The following is a 14,005-nucleotide window of genomic DNA, read 5'->3' as shown; positions in this document are numbered from 1 at the left end:
TTTTGTGACCCCTTTCCTTAAAGCTCAGGCATTTTGAATCCGCCAACAAGCTGCTCATAAGCATAAGCTGTGTTAAGCAGACGCTGCTCTGTAAACTTTCCGCCGATAAGCTGCATACCAACAGGCAGACCCTTGTCGTCATATGCACAAGGAATGCTTATTGCAGGCAGACCTGCAATGTTCACTGTAACAGTGCAGACATCGTTTGCGTACATTTTAAGGGGATCGTCAGTGTTTTCACCGATCTTGAATGCTGTTGACGGAACTGTAGGAGTAGCGATAACGTCAACGTCAGCGAACTGAGATGCGAACTCCTGCATTATTCTCTTCTGAACGAGCTTTGCTTTCTTGTAGTAAGCGTCATAGAAACCTGATGAAAGCACGAATGTGCCAAGCATTATTCTTCTCTTTACTTCGTCGCCGAAGCCCTCTGAACGTGTTCTCTCGTACATATCAACAAGTCCGTCATATTCTTCAGCTCTTAAGCCGTATCTTACACCGTCAAATCTTGCAAGGTTTGAAGAAGCTTCTGCAGAAGAAATGATGTAGTATGATGAAAGTGCATAATCTGTAGACGGCAGAGAGATCTCCTTTACAGTTGCGCCCTGCTTTTCAAGCTCTTTCACAGCGTTCATTACAGACTGCTTAACGAATGGGTCGATACCCTCGCCGAAATACTCTTTTGGTATACCGATCCTCAGACCCTTTACGTCAGCTTTAAGGTCAGCCGCAAAATCAGGATACTCTCTATAGGAAGAAGTAGCGTCATACTTGTCATGACCAACGATAGCAGACTGTACCATAGCAACGTCCTTTACGCACTTGCCGAGAGGTCCGATCTGATCCAGTGATGAAGCGAAAGCAACAAGACCATATCTTGAAACGCTGCCGTATGTAGGCTTCAGACCTACAACGCCGCAGTATGAAGCTGGCTGTCTGATAGATCCGCCTGTGTCAGAACCAAGGGTAACGATAGCCTCTCTTGCTGCAACAGCGGCAGCAGATCCGCCTGATGAACCGCCAGGTATCCTCTCTGTATCAAATGGGTTCTTTGTTGGCTTAAAATGTGAGTTCTCGGTTGATGAACCCATAGCGAACTCGTCCATGTTGAGCTTGCCTGTTACAACGATATCGTCAAGCTTGTTCATTACAGTTGCATTGAAAGGCGGAACATAATTGCCAAGCATTTTTGACGCACAAGTTGTTCTCAGACCCTTTGTTGAGATATTGTCCTTGATACCAACAGGTATACCAGCCAAAGGTGAAAGCTCCTCGCCCTTTGCAAGCTTTTCATCTATCTCAGCGGCTTTTTTCATAGCGTTTTCTTCGTCAAGTGTCAGATAAGCGTCTACCTTGCCCTCAACTGCTTTTATTCTGTCAAAAACAGACTTTGTAAGCTCTGCGGAGCTTATTTCCTTGTTCTTTATCATTTCTGACAAGTCGCAGGCATTTCTTTCAAAAAGTTCCAATTATAACACTCCTTACTCTACTGTTTTAGGCACGACAAGACAGCCTGCCTTTACCTGAGGAGCGTTCTGCATAAGCTCCTGTCTTGTGAATTTATCCTGAACAGCCACGTCTTTTCTGAGTATCATCGGGTTGTCAGGGTCAAGGGTCATTTCGTCCTGAATGTCGGGGAGCTTTTCAACCATTCCCACGATGTTTTCCATTTCTGACTCAAACTTATCAAGCTGATCGTCTTCGATGCGAAGTCTTGCCAGCTTGGCAATGTGTTTAATGTCAATGTTCATTTTACATTCCTCCTGTTTTATTTATATAAAAAGATATTATCTTATTTTATCATATCCTTGAACTGTTCTTCGGTGATTATTTCGATACCGAGCTGCTGAGCTTTATCAAGCTTGCTTCCTGCTTCCTCACCTGCAAGAACATAGTCCGTTTTTTTGGACACTGAGCCGCTTGCCTTGCCGCCGTATTTTTCAATAAGTGCCTTTGCCTCACTTCTTTTAAGCGTCGGCAAAGTGCCTGTGAGAACAAAAGTCTTTCCTGCAAAGCGGTCGTCTATCTGTATTTTCTCATACTTTGTGTTTATCCCACATTCTTTGAGCCTTTGAATAAGCTCTATCATATGCTCTTCATGGAAAGCATTGTAAACGCTTTGCGCCATTACGCCGCCAAAGCCGTCTATCTCGGATATCTGCTCAGCGGAAGCGTTCATGATGTTGTCAAGGTCGCCGAACTTGTCGCACAGAAGTTTCGCAGAAGCCTGTCCGATATTTCTTATGCCCAGACCAAACACCAATCTGTCCAAAGAATTGGACTTTGACTTTTCTATAGCACTAAGCAGATTGTTCACTGATTTTTCCTTGAAGTTGTCAAGCTGTAAAAGCTTGTTTTCGCTCAGAGTGTAAAGGTCAGCCACAGAGGTAATAAGCTTATTGTCAAGAAGGGTGTGAACTATCTGCGGACCAAGACCGTCAATGTTCATTGCGCCCTTTGAAGCAAAGTGAACGATGCTTCTGAATATCTGCGCAGGACATTCAACGTTCGGACACCTTACCGCCGCTTCTTCCTCGGACTTCACAAGCTTTGTTCCGCATACAGGACAGCACTCAGGGAGCGTGAAAACTCCGTTGCCATGCTTTTCCACAGAGCCAAGCACCTCAGGGATTATATCTCCTGCCTTGCGCACCTTGATGATATCCCCCACGGAAATGTTTTTCTCTCTTATAAAATCCTGATTGTGTAGGGTCGCCCTTGAAACGCTCGTGCCTGCAAGAAAAACAGGCTCAAACACGGCCACAGGTGTTATAGCACCAGTTCTGCCCACGTTAAGCTCTATATCAAGCAGCTTTGAGGTCTTTTCTTCAGGCGGAAACTTGTAAGCCACAGCCCACTTTGGCACTTTTGCAGTTGCACCAAGTATCTCACGCTGTCTGAAATCGTCAACCTTTATAACAACGCCGTCAATATCGAATGGCAGGTCAAAACGCTTTTCTCCGATAGCCTTTATGCAGCCTATGACCTCATCAGCGGTAGACACACGTTTGTAATCAGGGATAGTCTTGAATCCCAGTGTTTTCAGATAGTCAAGTGACTCCTTGTGAGAAGTAAGTTCCTTGCCCTCTATCTGCTGAACATTGAACACAAAGATATCAAGCTTTCTTTTAGCCGCTATCTTAGGGTTTTTCTGTCTAAGAGAACCTGCGGCGGCGTTTCTTGGATTTTTGAAAGGCTGCTCGTCATTATCCTCCTGCTCTTTAACAAGCTTCAGAAAAACATTTCTCGGCATATATGTTTCACCTCTGACTTCTATCAAAGGCAGTTCCTCGTTTATTTTTATAGGAATGGACTTTACAGTTTTCAGATTAGAAGTAACGTCCTCGCCCACAAAGCCGTCACCACGGGTAGAACCTATGGCAAGCTCACCGTTATGATATTCAAGGGATACCGAAAGTCCGTCTATTTTAGGCTCAACAACGAATTGTGGCTTATCAACAGCCTGCTGAACTGTCTCAATAAAGCTTCTCACCTGTTCAAAGGAAAAAACGTCCTGCAAAGAACCCATTTGCACACGGTGTGTGACTTTCTCAAATATTGATATCGCCTTGCCGCCTACACGCTGAGTAGGGGAGTCGCTTCTGATAAACTGCGGAAACTGCTCCTCAAGACCCTTTAGTTCCTGCTGGAGCATATCGTATTCATAGTCTGTGATCTCGTTCCTGTCCTCAACATAGTAAAGCTGAGAGTGATAATTCAAAAGCTTCACAAGCTCGTCTATACGTTTTTTAGCTTCCTGTTCGTTCAAAATAACACAACTCCATTTCTGCCAACTTTTTACGGCATATCATACGCAGGGCAATACCACATAAGGATTGTACGCAAGATGCGTAGCCGGATTTTTCGTTAGCTTGTATAGAAACGACGCAGGAATACTTCCGTATTTCAAGGAGTTTCTGTGCGAGATAACGGAAAATCTGCAAGCAGATTGCGTGCAAAGCCGTTAGGCGTGCCTTATGCGGTATTGCCCTTTATATTATACCATAATTGCTGGTGAAATACAAGCCTTTTTTCTATAAACTGCGAAAAAATCAGCCTTTTCCCTTGCCTAAGTACATATCAGGTATCTCCCCTACGATAACAGTTTCGCTTACGGGATAGTCATAGCTCACCACGATATCCGTAGAGTGTGCAGGAAGAATGGCTGTCATTTCTATGGTCACAGTGAGATAGAGGCTGTATTTTGTCTGATTTATCCCTGCTTCCGTTAAATCGCTTTTAAGCTCTGTTTTTGCCGCACCTATCTGATGAAGCCGCAGTGGTATGTCAAAACCTCTGCCTGTGAGGATATTTATTCCTGAAAGTGTGCCGATGGGTACGCTGAGTTTTGTTCCCTCAAGCTGTGAAAGGCTTTCGTTCACAGCTTTTGAAACGCTGCTTTGCAGCCTGTTCACTGAGGCTGTGTCGCTGTTTATGGAGGTTATCCTGCCGTCAGTTTCAGATATCTTTATATAACTGCTCTGGGGCAGTTTTTCAAGTTCTCTGCTTATGGCCGCATTTATCACATCAAGTGCAGCCTGCTTGCTTTCAAACTCGCTTATTTCGCTGATGTGCCTTGAAAGCTGTGCAAAAAACACCGTCGTGAGCAGCGCAAGAATAATAACGACAGCAAGAATTATGTATGAAATTCTGTTCTTGAAAGAACGCTTGTGGACGCTCAAAAAAATCACCGCCTTTGGCTTATTATATACCAAAATGCGGTGATATGTGATTATTTTACTTTAATTCAACGATAGTTACGCCGTCCTCGCCCTCTCCGTAAACGCCTTTTCTGAATGATTTTACAGACGGGTGGTGTTTAAGCGCACGCCTTATGGCATCACGGAGAATACCGGTGCCTCTGCCGTGGATTATGGTGAGCATCGTCACTCCTGACATGATAGCGTCAGAAATAAACTGCTCCATTTCGTGAACGCCCTCGTCAGCGGCATAGCCCCTGATATCAAGCTCGGTGGATACCTTTCGTGTCATACGGCTCTCAATGCCGCTTTTGGATACTCCGCCTTTTTTCACAGGCTTTTTGGACTGTTTCTGCGGCTGCTGTTTTTCAATAAGCTGAAGTTTTTTTACATCTATCTTGGTTTTCATTATGCCTGCCTGAATGAAGCACATTCCGCTGTTGTCAGGGGGCGTTATAATGATACCCTTTCTGTTTGTGTCAACGATAAGCACGTTGTCGCCCTTTTTCAGCGGTCTTGGCAGCACATATCCCTCGTTCCTGCTTTCAGAAACAGGGTTAGCCTCGCTGTAAAGCTTGTTCATTGTGGACTTCTGCTTGTGCCTTGCGTCAATGGCTTTCTGAGTGAAGTTTGGATTTTCTTTCTCTTTTCTCAGCTTGTCAAGCTCGTCAATAAGCGCCTGCGACTCACGCTGAACACGATTTACGATCTGCTGAGCCTCACGTCTTGCCCTTTCAAGCTCGGCTTCTTTCTGATCGTAGAATTTTTCTTTCTGCTCTGCAAGCTCTTTTCTGAGAGCCTCGCTTTCCGCACGGTATTTCTCCGCAAGCCTGTTGTTTTCTTCAAGCTGCATTCTTGTGCGTTCAAGATTGTCTATGATAGTTTCAAACTTTTTGTTATCCTCAGAAATAAGCGATTCAGCGTACTTGATTATATCCTTGTCGATACCAAGACTTTCAGAGATAGCAAAAGCGTTGGACTTACCGGGTGAGCCTATGATAAGCCTGTATGTCGGGTGCAAAGTCTGCACGTCAAACTCGCATGAAGCGTTCTCAACGTCAGGAGTGTCGATAGCGTACATTTTAAGCTCCTGATAGTGAGTAGTTGTAACTAGCGTCGCACCGAATATCCTTATGCGTTCGATTATAGCCACCGCCAGCGCAGCACCCTCCACAGGGTCAGTGCCTGAACCAAGCTCGTCAAGAAGCACAAGGCTTTCGCTGTCCGCTTCGTCAAGTATGGTCTTTACTCTGCTTATGTGAGAAGAGAATGTAGACAGATTGTTTTCTATAGACTGCTGGTCGCCGATATCAACAAGCACGTTTTTGTATACAGATATCCTGCTTCCGTCTGACGCAGGAATAAGCAGACCGCACATTGTCATAAGCGTGAGCAGACCCACAGTTTTAAGCACAACTGTCTTACCGCCCGTGTTAGGACCTGTTATTATCAGGGAGTGATAGTCAGTGCCAATAGAAAAGTCTATAGGCACGACCTTTTTCGGGTCGATAAGAGGGTGACGTGCCTTGTTCAGCACGATAACACCGTCATTGGATATCTCAGGGAGCATTGCTCTCATTTTTGCACCGAGGTTTGCCTTTGCAAAATAAAGGTTAAGCTCTGTTACCGCATTGTAGTTTGAAATGAGCTGGTCTTTCATTTCGGCACATTCCATGGAAAATTCAGCGATTATCCTGTGTATCTCGTCCTGCTCCTGACCCTGCAAAATTCTGATATCGTTGTTGGCTTCCACTACCGACATAGGCTCGATAAAAAGCGTTGAGCCTGTTGCGGAGGTGTCATGAACAAGACCGCTGACATTGCCCTTGAACTCAGTCTTTACCGGAAGAACGAAACGTCCGTCACGCATTGTGACGATGCTCTCCTGCAAATATTTCTGAGTGCTTGGGGATTTTATCATCTTGTCAAGGGTCTCTCTTATCTTTAGTCCTGAACGTGTTATCTTCTGCCTTATGCTTCTCAGCTCCGCACTTGCGTCGTCAGAAAGCTTTGTTTCATCTATGATAGCCGTTTCAAGTCGCTGCTGCAGGTACTTGTTTGGATAGAGCATTTCAAAGAGATATGAAAGGGAAGTGTCCTTGTTCTCACACTGCTCATACCAGTGGTGAAGCTCATAGGTCTGCGCAAGCAAGCGTCTTATCTGGATAAGCTCGCCCAAAGAAAGCACACCGCCTGCCTCGGCCCTTTTGATGTAAGTTGATACGTCATTTATGTTGTAGAAATTCGGCGTGCCGTATCTTACGCTGAGTTCAAGGGCTTCGGCGGTCTTGCCTGTTTCTTTCTTGACCGTGTAAAGATCAGAACAAGGCTTTATCCCCAAAGCCATTTTTTTCGTTTTTTCGTTGGAGCATTCTTTTGAAAGCATTTCAAGAATTTTGTTCAGCTCCAATGAATCGTAAAATCTTTCGTCCATTATATATACCTCAAAATATGACAATAGGCAAAGCTACGCAATGCCTACAAAAGTCTGTAAAAATCAAGCGACGGAAACTTGCCTTTCAGATTATATCTAACAAACCGCTCTGTAAAAGCCGTCAGTTTTTTCTGATATCTTTCGCTTATCTTGAAAGCAAAAAGCCGCTCATATTCCGTCAGTGCAATAAATCGGACTATGTATAGCATAGTCCTGTCTAATTCAATATCGTAAATACTGTCAGGATTGTAACAGCACTTGTCACACTCCAAGACCCCTGTTGACAGATTGAAGTGCATAATGTCAGCTTCATACGCCATGCAAACCGAACAGCCAAGAAGCGCAGGTCTTAATCCTGCTTCGCACAGCAGACGAAACTCAAATATAGATTTGAGAAGTTCGTTATCCCTGTCGCCCTTATCGAGAAAATAAAGTGTGTTCAGCGTCAGCCGCATTATCTCGTCACAGCCGCTTTCCTCTGTTCGTATATACATGAGAAGCTCAGAAAAGTAAGAGGCAAGAGCCGTTTTCTTAGGGTCGAGCCTGATGTTGTAAAAAAGCTTCTCTGATTCACTGCTGTTGAGAAAAAACATTGATTGGTCTTTAGCGTTCCTCTTTTCCTCAACGCACAGCTTAGAGTATGCAAAAAGCTGCGTTGATGACGCGTTTTTCGTGCTTTTCCTGCCACCACGAACAAATATATCTATGACTCCACGCTCTGCTGTGAGGACAGTGATGGATTTGCTTGTTTCACCCCTGTCATTTTCCCTCAGTATCAGTCCCATAAAGGTCAGCATTGTCAGTATCCTCTTTTCTGTGTGCGGCATATGTGAGATAATCCTCTATCCTGCCGCTTTCAAAGAACTTGTCCCATAAAGTCATGATATTCACCGCCTTACTGATATTATCAGCTTTTTTGGCGGCCATTATAAGCGGAAAAATATGTTGCCTTTATTCCAAACCGAAATTCTTTATCATGCCCTCACGGTTTCTCCAGCCCTCTTTTACCTTAACCCAGCACTGGAGATTTACTTTTATCTGGAAGAAATCTTCAAGGTCAGCTCTTGCTTCCTGACCTATCTTTCTAAGCATAGAGCCGCCTTTTCCAATAAGAATACCCTTGTGCGACTCTCTCTCGCAGTAAATAGTAGCGGTAACGTCAAGTATAGCTTCACCGTTTCTATTTTCACGCTCGTTGAGCTGTTCAATAGTCACAGCTATGCCGTGAGGGACTTCGTCATTAAGGTTATTGAGTGCCTTTTCTCTTATTATCTCAGCCATTATGACCTTTTCAGGCTGGTCTGTGAATTTATCATCAGGGAAGTAGTGCGGACCCTCCACAGCATTCTTTTCAAGATCTTCCATAATAATATCAAGGCCATCCTTTTCAAGAACGCTCACTGGTACGATATCTATAAAATCATAAAGCTTTGAATACTCTGCTATCACTGCGATAAGATCCTCTTTGTTTTCAAGAAGATCTATCTTGTTCAGCACAAGTATCACCTTAGTCTTGCCTGTCTTGAAGCCCTTTACAAGCTCACGCTCGTTTTCGGATATTTTCTTTGTGCAGTCAGCCATAAGGATAATAAGGTCAACCCCTGCAACAGACTCGTTCACAGCGTTGAGCATATGCTCGGAAAGCTTGTTTTTAGCCTTGTGCATACCAGGTGTGTCCATGAAAACGAACTGCGTTTCTCCCTTTGTGAGAACACCTGTTATCTTTGTTCTTGTTGTCTGCGGCTTGTCACTCACTGCGGCTATCTTTTCGCCCACAAGTGCGTTTAGCAATGAGGATTTGCCTGCGTTCGCACGTCCAACAATGGTGACGAACGCATTTTTTGAATTTGCATTTTTCTTGTTCATATATATTTTTCCTTATCTTTTTTATCTTTGTCAGCAGGCGTTTTGAACACCCATACGAGCCACAGTATCACACCTGCGGCTAAAGCTATCCCTAGCCATATGTTTCTTGCAAAATAAGAGGCTATAGCCATAAAAGCATAATAGTCCCAGAATATCCTTATTCCCACAGCCACAGAAGCTACCGCCGCAATGAGAACAGCCCCTGCCGCACAGTCTTTAGCCTTTTTAGCAAGGGGGTTTTTATCTTTACACGCCATATCCACAGCGGCTTCAACAGCCGTGTTCACAAGCTCTAGTGAAATAACAAGCCCTATGCAGATATAAACTGCGGCAGTTTCGGCGGCGCTAAGCCCATAAAATCGCATTAGCAGTATCACAAGCACTGCAACGCCAATGTGAAAACGCATATTGCGCTCTGTTTTTATACAGCTCACAATGCCCTCAAAGGCATAAACAAAGCCCTTGAAGAAACGTCCTATCCCTGTTTTACCTGTGTTCATGCTCGCCTAAGAAAGTGGCGTCACGGGATATGCCCAGATTGCCAAGTATAGCTTCTTCCTTTTCACGCATTATTCTCTCCTGAAGATTGCTTTCTTCATGGTCATAACCAAGGAGATGAAGCATTGAATGTACTGTCAAAAAGCCTATCTCTCTTTCAAGAGAGTGACCATAAATCTCAGCCTGACGGTAAGCCGTTTCAAGGCTTATGACTATATCTCCCAGCAGGAAAGTACCTGTTTCGTGGTTCATGTCAAAATCACCGTTCTCGCCAAGAGGAAAGCTCAGCACGTCTGTTGAGCGGTCTATGTTTCTATGCTCCTTGTTAAGCTCATGTATCTGCTCGTCATTCACAAAAGATACAGAAACTTCAAAATCATCATTGTGGCCCTCATATTCCAACACAGCATGGCAACAGCGTCTTACAAGAAGCCTTATGCCAACAGGTATCTTTACCTCTGTCTGGTTGTTGGTTATCATTACTTTTACCTTGCCCATTACTTTTTCACATTCCTTTTTTGTTATATTTTTCATAAGCAAGGATTATGTCCTGCACAAGCTTGTGACGGACAACGTCCTTGTCGGTAAATCTGTTTATTGATATATCGTCAACGCCTTTGAGTACGTTCATTGCCTGAATAAGTCCTGACTTTCTCTGGTCAGGCAGGTCTATCTGCGTTATATCGCCTGTTATGACTATCTTTGAGTTGAATCCAAGACGTGTGAGGAACATCTTCATCTGCTCGTGAGTGGTGTTCTGCGCTTCATCAAGGATAATGAAAGAATCGTCAAGAGTACGTCCTCTCATGTATGCCAGCGGAGCGACTTCGATACAGCCACGCTCCTGCTGTTTAGCGAAAGTGTCAGGACCGAGCATTTCAAAAAGTGCGTCATAAAGCGGTCTGAGATATGGGTCTACCTTACATTGCAGGTCGCCCGGAAGAAAGCCCAGCTTTTCTCCTGCTTCAACCGCAGGACGTGTGAGGATTATCTTCTCTACCTCGTGCGCCTTGAAAGCTTTTACCGCCATTGCCACCGCAAGATAAGTCTTGCCCGTTCCCGCAGGACCAATGCCCATGACGATAGTCTTTTTCCTTATTGCTTCAACATATCTTTTCTGACCGAGAGTTTTCGGCTTAACGAGCTTTCCGCTCACCGTTACGCACACGCCGTCATCAGACATATGCTTTATCTCATACTGCTTGCCCTCACGCACAAGTGTGAAAACATATCTTATAGTCTGCTCAGTGATAGCCTCGCCCTTGTTGATAAGAGCGATAAGACTGTTTATAGCCTCCGAGGCGTTAAATACGTTCTCCTCATCGCCTGTTATCTTGATATCGTCACCTCTGCCGAGAATCACAACATTATACTCTTTTTGGATAAGATTAACATTCTCGTCATAATTGCCGAAAAGGCTGAGTACAGTTTCCATTCTGTCCACGCTGATAAGTTTTTCCGCCATTAGCACAACTTCCTCTTTTTTTGTTCTGATATACCTATTATACAAAACTATTATATCACATTTTTCCTCTGATTGCAACAATCTCAGTAAGATTTAACACTTTTTTTATGCACCTTTTCACACTTTTTGATCATTTCTTAATAAAAAATTCCACCTCTCTGCAAAGCTCGCCATATAGGGTGTATGTTACAGTAGCGGTTACTCCGTTTTCCGTCACATTATCCTCCACTTGCCGGTCTTTTATCTCATAGTCTGAGAGAAAATTTTCCTCATATAAATAGGCCTTTTCATGAACGGCGTCAAGTGCCTGCTGTTCTGTCAGGGTGTCTTGTGAAAATTTATATTCTTCAAGTTCGCAGGTGGTTATGCCAAAAGGCATTTCAAGCCCGAAAAGCGACAGAGGAGAATATCTTTGCTCATTTTTCCAGTAACCCTCAGGCTTTGAGAAAAAAAGAGGGATATCAGCGTCAAACACAGTGAAAAAACGCTTTGTATCTCTCTTGCCTGTCGTCTTTTCTGCCTTGTCCTCAAAGGGCTGTGTGAATGTGACAGTGCGCTCAAAAGTGCCTAGTATCTTACCCTTTGAGCGTGCATAGCTTGTCTTTGTTTCAACGTTTTCCTTGCCGTCTATCCAGCTTGATTTTGATGTGATGATCTCACCTCCTACAACGATATCGCCCTTTGTCACACCGCTTCCCACAGGTATCTTTAGCTGTCCGTCATAAACCTCGATTTTTTCGATAACTCCGTTTTCGCAGGCAACAAGATTTGAGGGATAGCGGTTTGACTCACGCTTTGTGTCGCCCTCAGTTTCGATAACGTCGATTATCAGCGTGTCACCCTTGCGTGTTATGCCTGCCCATGATATGCCCTCCACTTTTTGCTTTAACGCACGTTCTGTGACTATGAGATCAATGCTTGGGATATAAGTGCCGGTTTCAACGCCCTCCTCTTTAAGCACCGACATAACGCCTTTTCTGATATTTTCATCATCACTGAGTATGTCAAACCTCACCACCACGTTTGATAGATAGAAGCACGAAAGCATGACAGCCGCAGTGCCTATGACAAGTCCTCCTCTTCCGAAAAAACGTTTTGCAAGAACAAAGCTTCCGTGACGTTTTGCGGCGGTGTATTCAAGCCCAAGTTCATCGCATAGTCTTTCAAGTGCCTTACAGTGTTCCGCAGGCATACGCAAAGTGAGCTTTCCGTTCTTTTCACACATTTTGCTAACGGGAAGCTTTTTTGACATTATCCTGCGGAAAAACTTGGTGAAGCTGTCCCCTGTGATAACATAATCTATATAACCGAAAATCATTATCCTCTCTCCCTGATACTTCTTGACACAAGCTTGACCGACTCTATTTTTCCTCTTATCTCCACGCTGTCGGAGCAGAAATTTGACATTGTTAGTCCGCTGCCCCATATCTCTATCTCAAAAGAGCCTGTCAGCACCTTTGCCATTATCTCACTGCACTCAACTATCTGTTTGCAGTTTTCGATAACGGCGGCTCTGTCGTCAGTTATGCTTATGTATGAGCTTAGTGCGGTCAATTCTTTTGTCATGCCGAAAAAGCTTAAAAATGGTATCTTCTTCATTTTTGCGTCCTCCGTTCATTGTCTTATGCTTAATTATATTATTAGACAGACTGACATATACTTAAAAAGTAAAAGTAGGGAGGTAATAAAAATGTTGAAAAGACTTGCAAAGGAGCTTTGCATATACATACTTGCGGGGGTGGTCATATGGTTCTGCATTATCACCATATCAGGGGGCGAGAGCGTAAAGCTTGGTATCTCCGAAGCTGTTGACCGCTGTATGAATATCATAATCCCGTCGCTGTTTGTTTTTATGGCGCTGTCGCAGATACTTGTTTCAAGTGGGCTTTACTACTGCGTTTCAATGCCTTTTTATCCTATATCGAGATTTATAATGGGCATACCGCCTCAGCTTTTCTTTGTATTTCTTCTTGGCAATACCGCAGGCTATCCTGTGGGAGTGAAGCTTCTTTCAGATCTGTGTCAGAGAAAGATAATATCCCAGCGTACTGCAAAGATAATGTCCTGCTTTTGTTGCTGTGGAGGACCTGCTTTTTATTCTGGTACAGTGGGTCTTGCGGTGTTTGGTTGTACAGGAGCAGGCATTGCAGTGTTCGTATCCATACTAGCGGCAAATTTTCTCACTGCACTTGTTCTCGGCAGAGCTATAAATGAGGATAAGAAAACATCAAAGCCGACTTTCAGACTTGACGGCAGAATGTTCACCGACAGCGTTATCTCGGCAGGAAAGTCACTTTTTGTTATCTGCGTTATGATAGTCTTTTTCGGAGCGTTTATGTCCTCTCTTGAATACTGCGGAGCGTTCAGCTTTCTGAAAAATTCGTTTTCACTGTCGGAAAACGAGCTTGTGCTTGTGAAAAGCTGTCTTGAAATAACTTCTCTCACTGAGCTTTCGGGAAGTCCATTTTATCTTCTGCCATTTATATCCGCTGTCTGCTCCTTCGGTGGTCTGTGTGTGATTATACAAATATCTGCACTTGGCGTGGATTTCTCCCTTGTGCCGTTTTTTATCTCACGTTTGGTATCAGCCTTTTTGTCCGCTGTCATATGCCGTTTTATCTATCCTTTCTTTATTCCTGATTCAGTTTTGACTGCTGTTACAAATAATGTTAAATTCGTCAAAGTGAACAATTTTGTTCCCTCGTTTTGCTTGATTATGATGATTTTATTACTAACTTTGAAGAAAAGACTAGCATTTTCTAAAACAGTATGATATAATTAATAACAAATGAAAAAAGATTAACTTATCTTAAAGGAGTTGTATAAATCATGGCAAAGAAGAGCTATTTTGGTAACAGAATTTCACCGTCATGTTCTTACTGCCTTTTCGGCAACAGATCAAGAGAAGGAAATAAGGTCCTTTGTGAGAAGCAGGGTCTGGTAGACGCTGATTATAGCTGTAAGAAGTGGGTCTATGATCCTATCAAGCGTGTTCCAAAGAAACAGCTTAACATTCCAAATCAGGAAGACGATGTTATCTGA

General features: G+C 43.7%; 15 protein-coding genes. 2 read left to right on the top strand and 13 right to left on the bottom strand.

Annotation, left to right across the window (positions count from 1 at the left end; translation table 11 throughout):
- Nucleotides 1–17: 17 nt before the first annotated feature.
- The 13 genes from gatA to AB5123_RS07130 form a co-directional block, all read right to left on the bottom strand.
- Complete coding sequence (gene gatA, locus AB5123_RS07190) at nt 18–1,469, bottom strand: Asp-tRNA(Asn)/Glu-tRNA(Gln) amidotransferase subunit GatA (protein WP_368364643.1); 1,452 nt, start codon at nt 1,467–1,469, stop codon at nt 18–20.
- 12 nt (nt 1,470–1,481) lie between these two features.
- On the bottom strand, nt 1,482–1,751 hold the full coding sequence (gene gatC, locus AB5123_RS07185; protein WP_022287800.1) for an Asp-tRNA(Asn)/Glu-tRNA(Gln) amidotransferase subunit GatC: 270 nt from the start codon (nt 1,749–1,751) through the stop codon (nt 1,482–1,484).
- A 41-nt stretch (nt 1,752–1,792) separates the two neighbouring features.
- Nucleotides 1,793–3,769 carry an NAD-dependent DNA ligase LigA gene (ligA, locus tag AB5123_RS07180; RefSeq protein WP_368364642.1) on the bottom strand — a complete coding sequence of 659 codons (1,977 nt, stop codon included), beginning with the start codon at nt 3,767–3,769 and terminating at the stop codon, nt 1,793–1,795.
- Between the two features lie 283 nt (nt 3,770–4,052).
- Nucleotides 4,053–4,682, bottom strand: a complete 630-nt coding sequence (gene yunB, locus AB5123_RS07175; protein WP_278946056.1) for a sporulation protein YunB — start codon at nt 4,680–4,682, stop codon at nt 4,053–4,055.
- Between the two features lie 55 nt (nt 4,683–4,737).
- Entirely contained in the window at nt 4,738–7,134 is a 2,397-nt protein-coding gene (locus AB5123_RS07170; RefSeq protein ID WP_337812444.1) for an endonuclease MutS2, read from the bottom strand.
- Nucleotides 7,135–7,178: 44 nt separating this feature from the next.
- On the bottom strand, nt 7,179–7,931 hold the full coding sequence (gene recO / locus AB5123_RS07165; RefSeq protein WP_278340463.1) for a DNA repair protein RecO: 753 nt from the start codon (nt 7,929–7,931) through the stop codon (nt 7,179–7,181).
- Nucleotides 7,894–8,016: a hypothetical protein gene (locus AB5123_RS07160; protein ID WP_022287805.1), complete on the bottom strand. Its 123-nt coding sequence runs from the start codon at nt 8,014–8,016 to the stop codon at nt 7,894–7,896. The genes recO and AB5123_RS07160 overlap by 38 nt, the downstream gene beginning before the upstream one ends.
- Nucleotides 8,017–8,085: 69 nt before the next feature.
- Nucleotides 8,086–9,000, bottom strand: coding sequence for a GTPase Era (gene era, locus AB5123_RS07155; RefSeq protein ID WP_216552194.1), 915 nt, complete (start codon nt 8,998–9,000; stop codon nt 8,086–8,088).
- Nucleotides 8,997–9,500, bottom strand: a complete 504-nt coding sequence (locus AB5123_RS07150; protein WP_117924321.1) for a diacylglycerol kinase family protein — start codon at nt 9,498–9,500, stop codon at nt 8,997–8,999. Before AB5123_RS07150 ends, era begins: the two co-directional genes overlap by 4 nt.
- Nucleotides 9,487–9,996 carry an rRNA maturation RNase YbeY gene (gene ybeY, locus AB5123_RS07145; protein WP_286962109.1) on the bottom strand — a complete coding sequence of 170 codons (510 nt, stop codon included), beginning with the start codon at nt 9,994–9,996 and terminating at the stop codon, nt 9,487–9,489. The genes AB5123_RS07150 and ybeY overlap by 14 nt, the downstream gene beginning before the upstream one ends.
- Before the next feature lie 7 nt (nt 9,997–10,003).
- Complete coding sequence (locus AB5123_RS07140; protein WP_278643086.1) at nt 10,004–10,963, bottom strand: PhoH family protein; 960 nt, start codon at nt 10,961–10,963, stop codon at nt 10,004–10,006.
- Nucleotides 10,964–11,093: 130 nt separating this feature from the next.
- The gene (locus AB5123_RS07135) at nt 11,094–12,281 is read right to left on the bottom strand and encodes a sporulation protein YqfD (protein WP_181981583.1); all 1,188 of its coding nucleotides are present in this window, start codon (nt 12,279–12,281) and stop codon (nt 11,094–11,096) included.
- Nucleotides 12,281–12,562 carry a YabP/YqfC family sporulation protein gene (locus AB5123_RS07130; RefSeq protein ID WP_022287811.1) on the bottom strand — a complete coding sequence of 94 codons (282 nt, stop codon included), beginning with the start codon at nt 12,560–12,562 and terminating at the stop codon, nt 12,281–12,283. The genes AB5123_RS07135 and AB5123_RS07130 overlap by 1 nt, the downstream gene beginning before the upstream one ends.
- Nucleotides 12,563–12,653: 91 nt before the next feature.
- On the opposite strand from AB5123_RS07130, the gene AB5123_RS07125 reads away from it, so the two are divergent.
- Nucleotides 12,654–13,736 (top strand): nucleoside recognition protein, encoded by a 1,083-nt coding sequence (locus AB5123_RS07125; protein WP_368364641.1) that lies wholly within the window; start codon nt 12,654–12,656, stop codon nt 13,734–13,736.
- 56 nt (nt 13,737–13,792) lie between these two features.
- On the top strand, nt 13,793–14,005 hold the full coding sequence (locus tag AB5123_RS07120) for a hypothetical protein (protein ID WP_022287813.1): 213 nt from the start codon (nt 13,793–13,795) through the stop codon (nt 14,003–14,005).

It is taken from the genome of Ruminococcus sp. RTP21204st1_B2_RTP21204_210225 (assembly GCF_040914135.1).
Taxonomy (GTDB): Bacteria; Bacillota; Clostridia; order Oscillospirales; family Ruminococcaceae; genus Hominimerdicola; species Hominimerdicola aceti.
Note: the sequence above shows the minus strand (reverse complement) of the source record. Positions and strands in the feature narration are given on the sequence as shown.

Excerpts from the sequence above, each read along its gene's own strand:
- gatC (WP_022287800.1), bottom strand. The coding sequence starts at position 1,751 with ATGAACATTGACATTAAACACATTGCCAAGCTGGCAAGACTTCGCATC.
- AB5123_RS07170 (WP_337812444.1), bottom strand. The coding sequence starts at position 7,134 with ATGGACGAAAGATTTTACGATTCATTGGAGCTGAACAAAATTCTTGAA.
- recO (WP_278340463.1), bottom strand. The coding sequence starts at position 7,931 with ATGCTGACCTTTATGGGACTGATACTGAGGGAAAATGACAGGGGTGAA.
- AB5123_RS07160 (WP_022287805.1), bottom strand. The coding sequence starts at position 8,016 with ATGACTTTATGGGACAAGTTCTTTGAAAGCGGCAGGATAGAGGATTAT.
- era (WP_216552194.1), bottom strand. The coding sequence starts at position 9,000 with ATGAACAAGAAAAATGCAAATTCAAAAAATGCGTTCGTCACCATTGTT.
- AB5123_RS07150 (WP_117924321.1), bottom strand. The coding sequence starts at position 9,500 with ATGAACACAGGTAAAACAGGGATAGGACGTTTCTTCAAGGGCTTTGTT.
- ybeY (WP_286962109.1), bottom strand. The coding sequence starts at position 9,996 with ATGGGCAAGGTAAAAGTAATGATAACCAACAACCAGACAGAGGTAAAG.
- AB5123_RS07140 (WP_278643086.1), bottom strand. The coding sequence starts at position 10,963 with ATGGCGGAAAAACTTATCAGCGTGGACAGAATGGAAACTGTACTCAGC.
- AB5123_RS07135 (WP_181981583.1), bottom strand. The coding sequence starts at position 12,281 with ATGATTTTCGGTTATATAGATTATGTTATCACAGGGGACAGCTTCACC.
- AB5123_RS07130 (WP_022287811.1), bottom strand. The coding sequence starts at position 12,562 with ATGAAGAAGATACCATTTTTAAGCTTTTTCGGCATGACAAAAGAATTG.
- AB5123_RS07125 (WP_368364641.1), top strand. The coding sequence starts at position 12,654 with ATGTTGAAAAGACTTGCAAAGGAGCTTTGCATATACATACTTGCGGGG.
- AB5123_RS07120 (WP_022287813.1), top strand. The coding sequence starts at position 13,793 with ATGGCAAAGAAGAGCTATTTTGGTAACAGAATTTCACCGTCATGTTCT.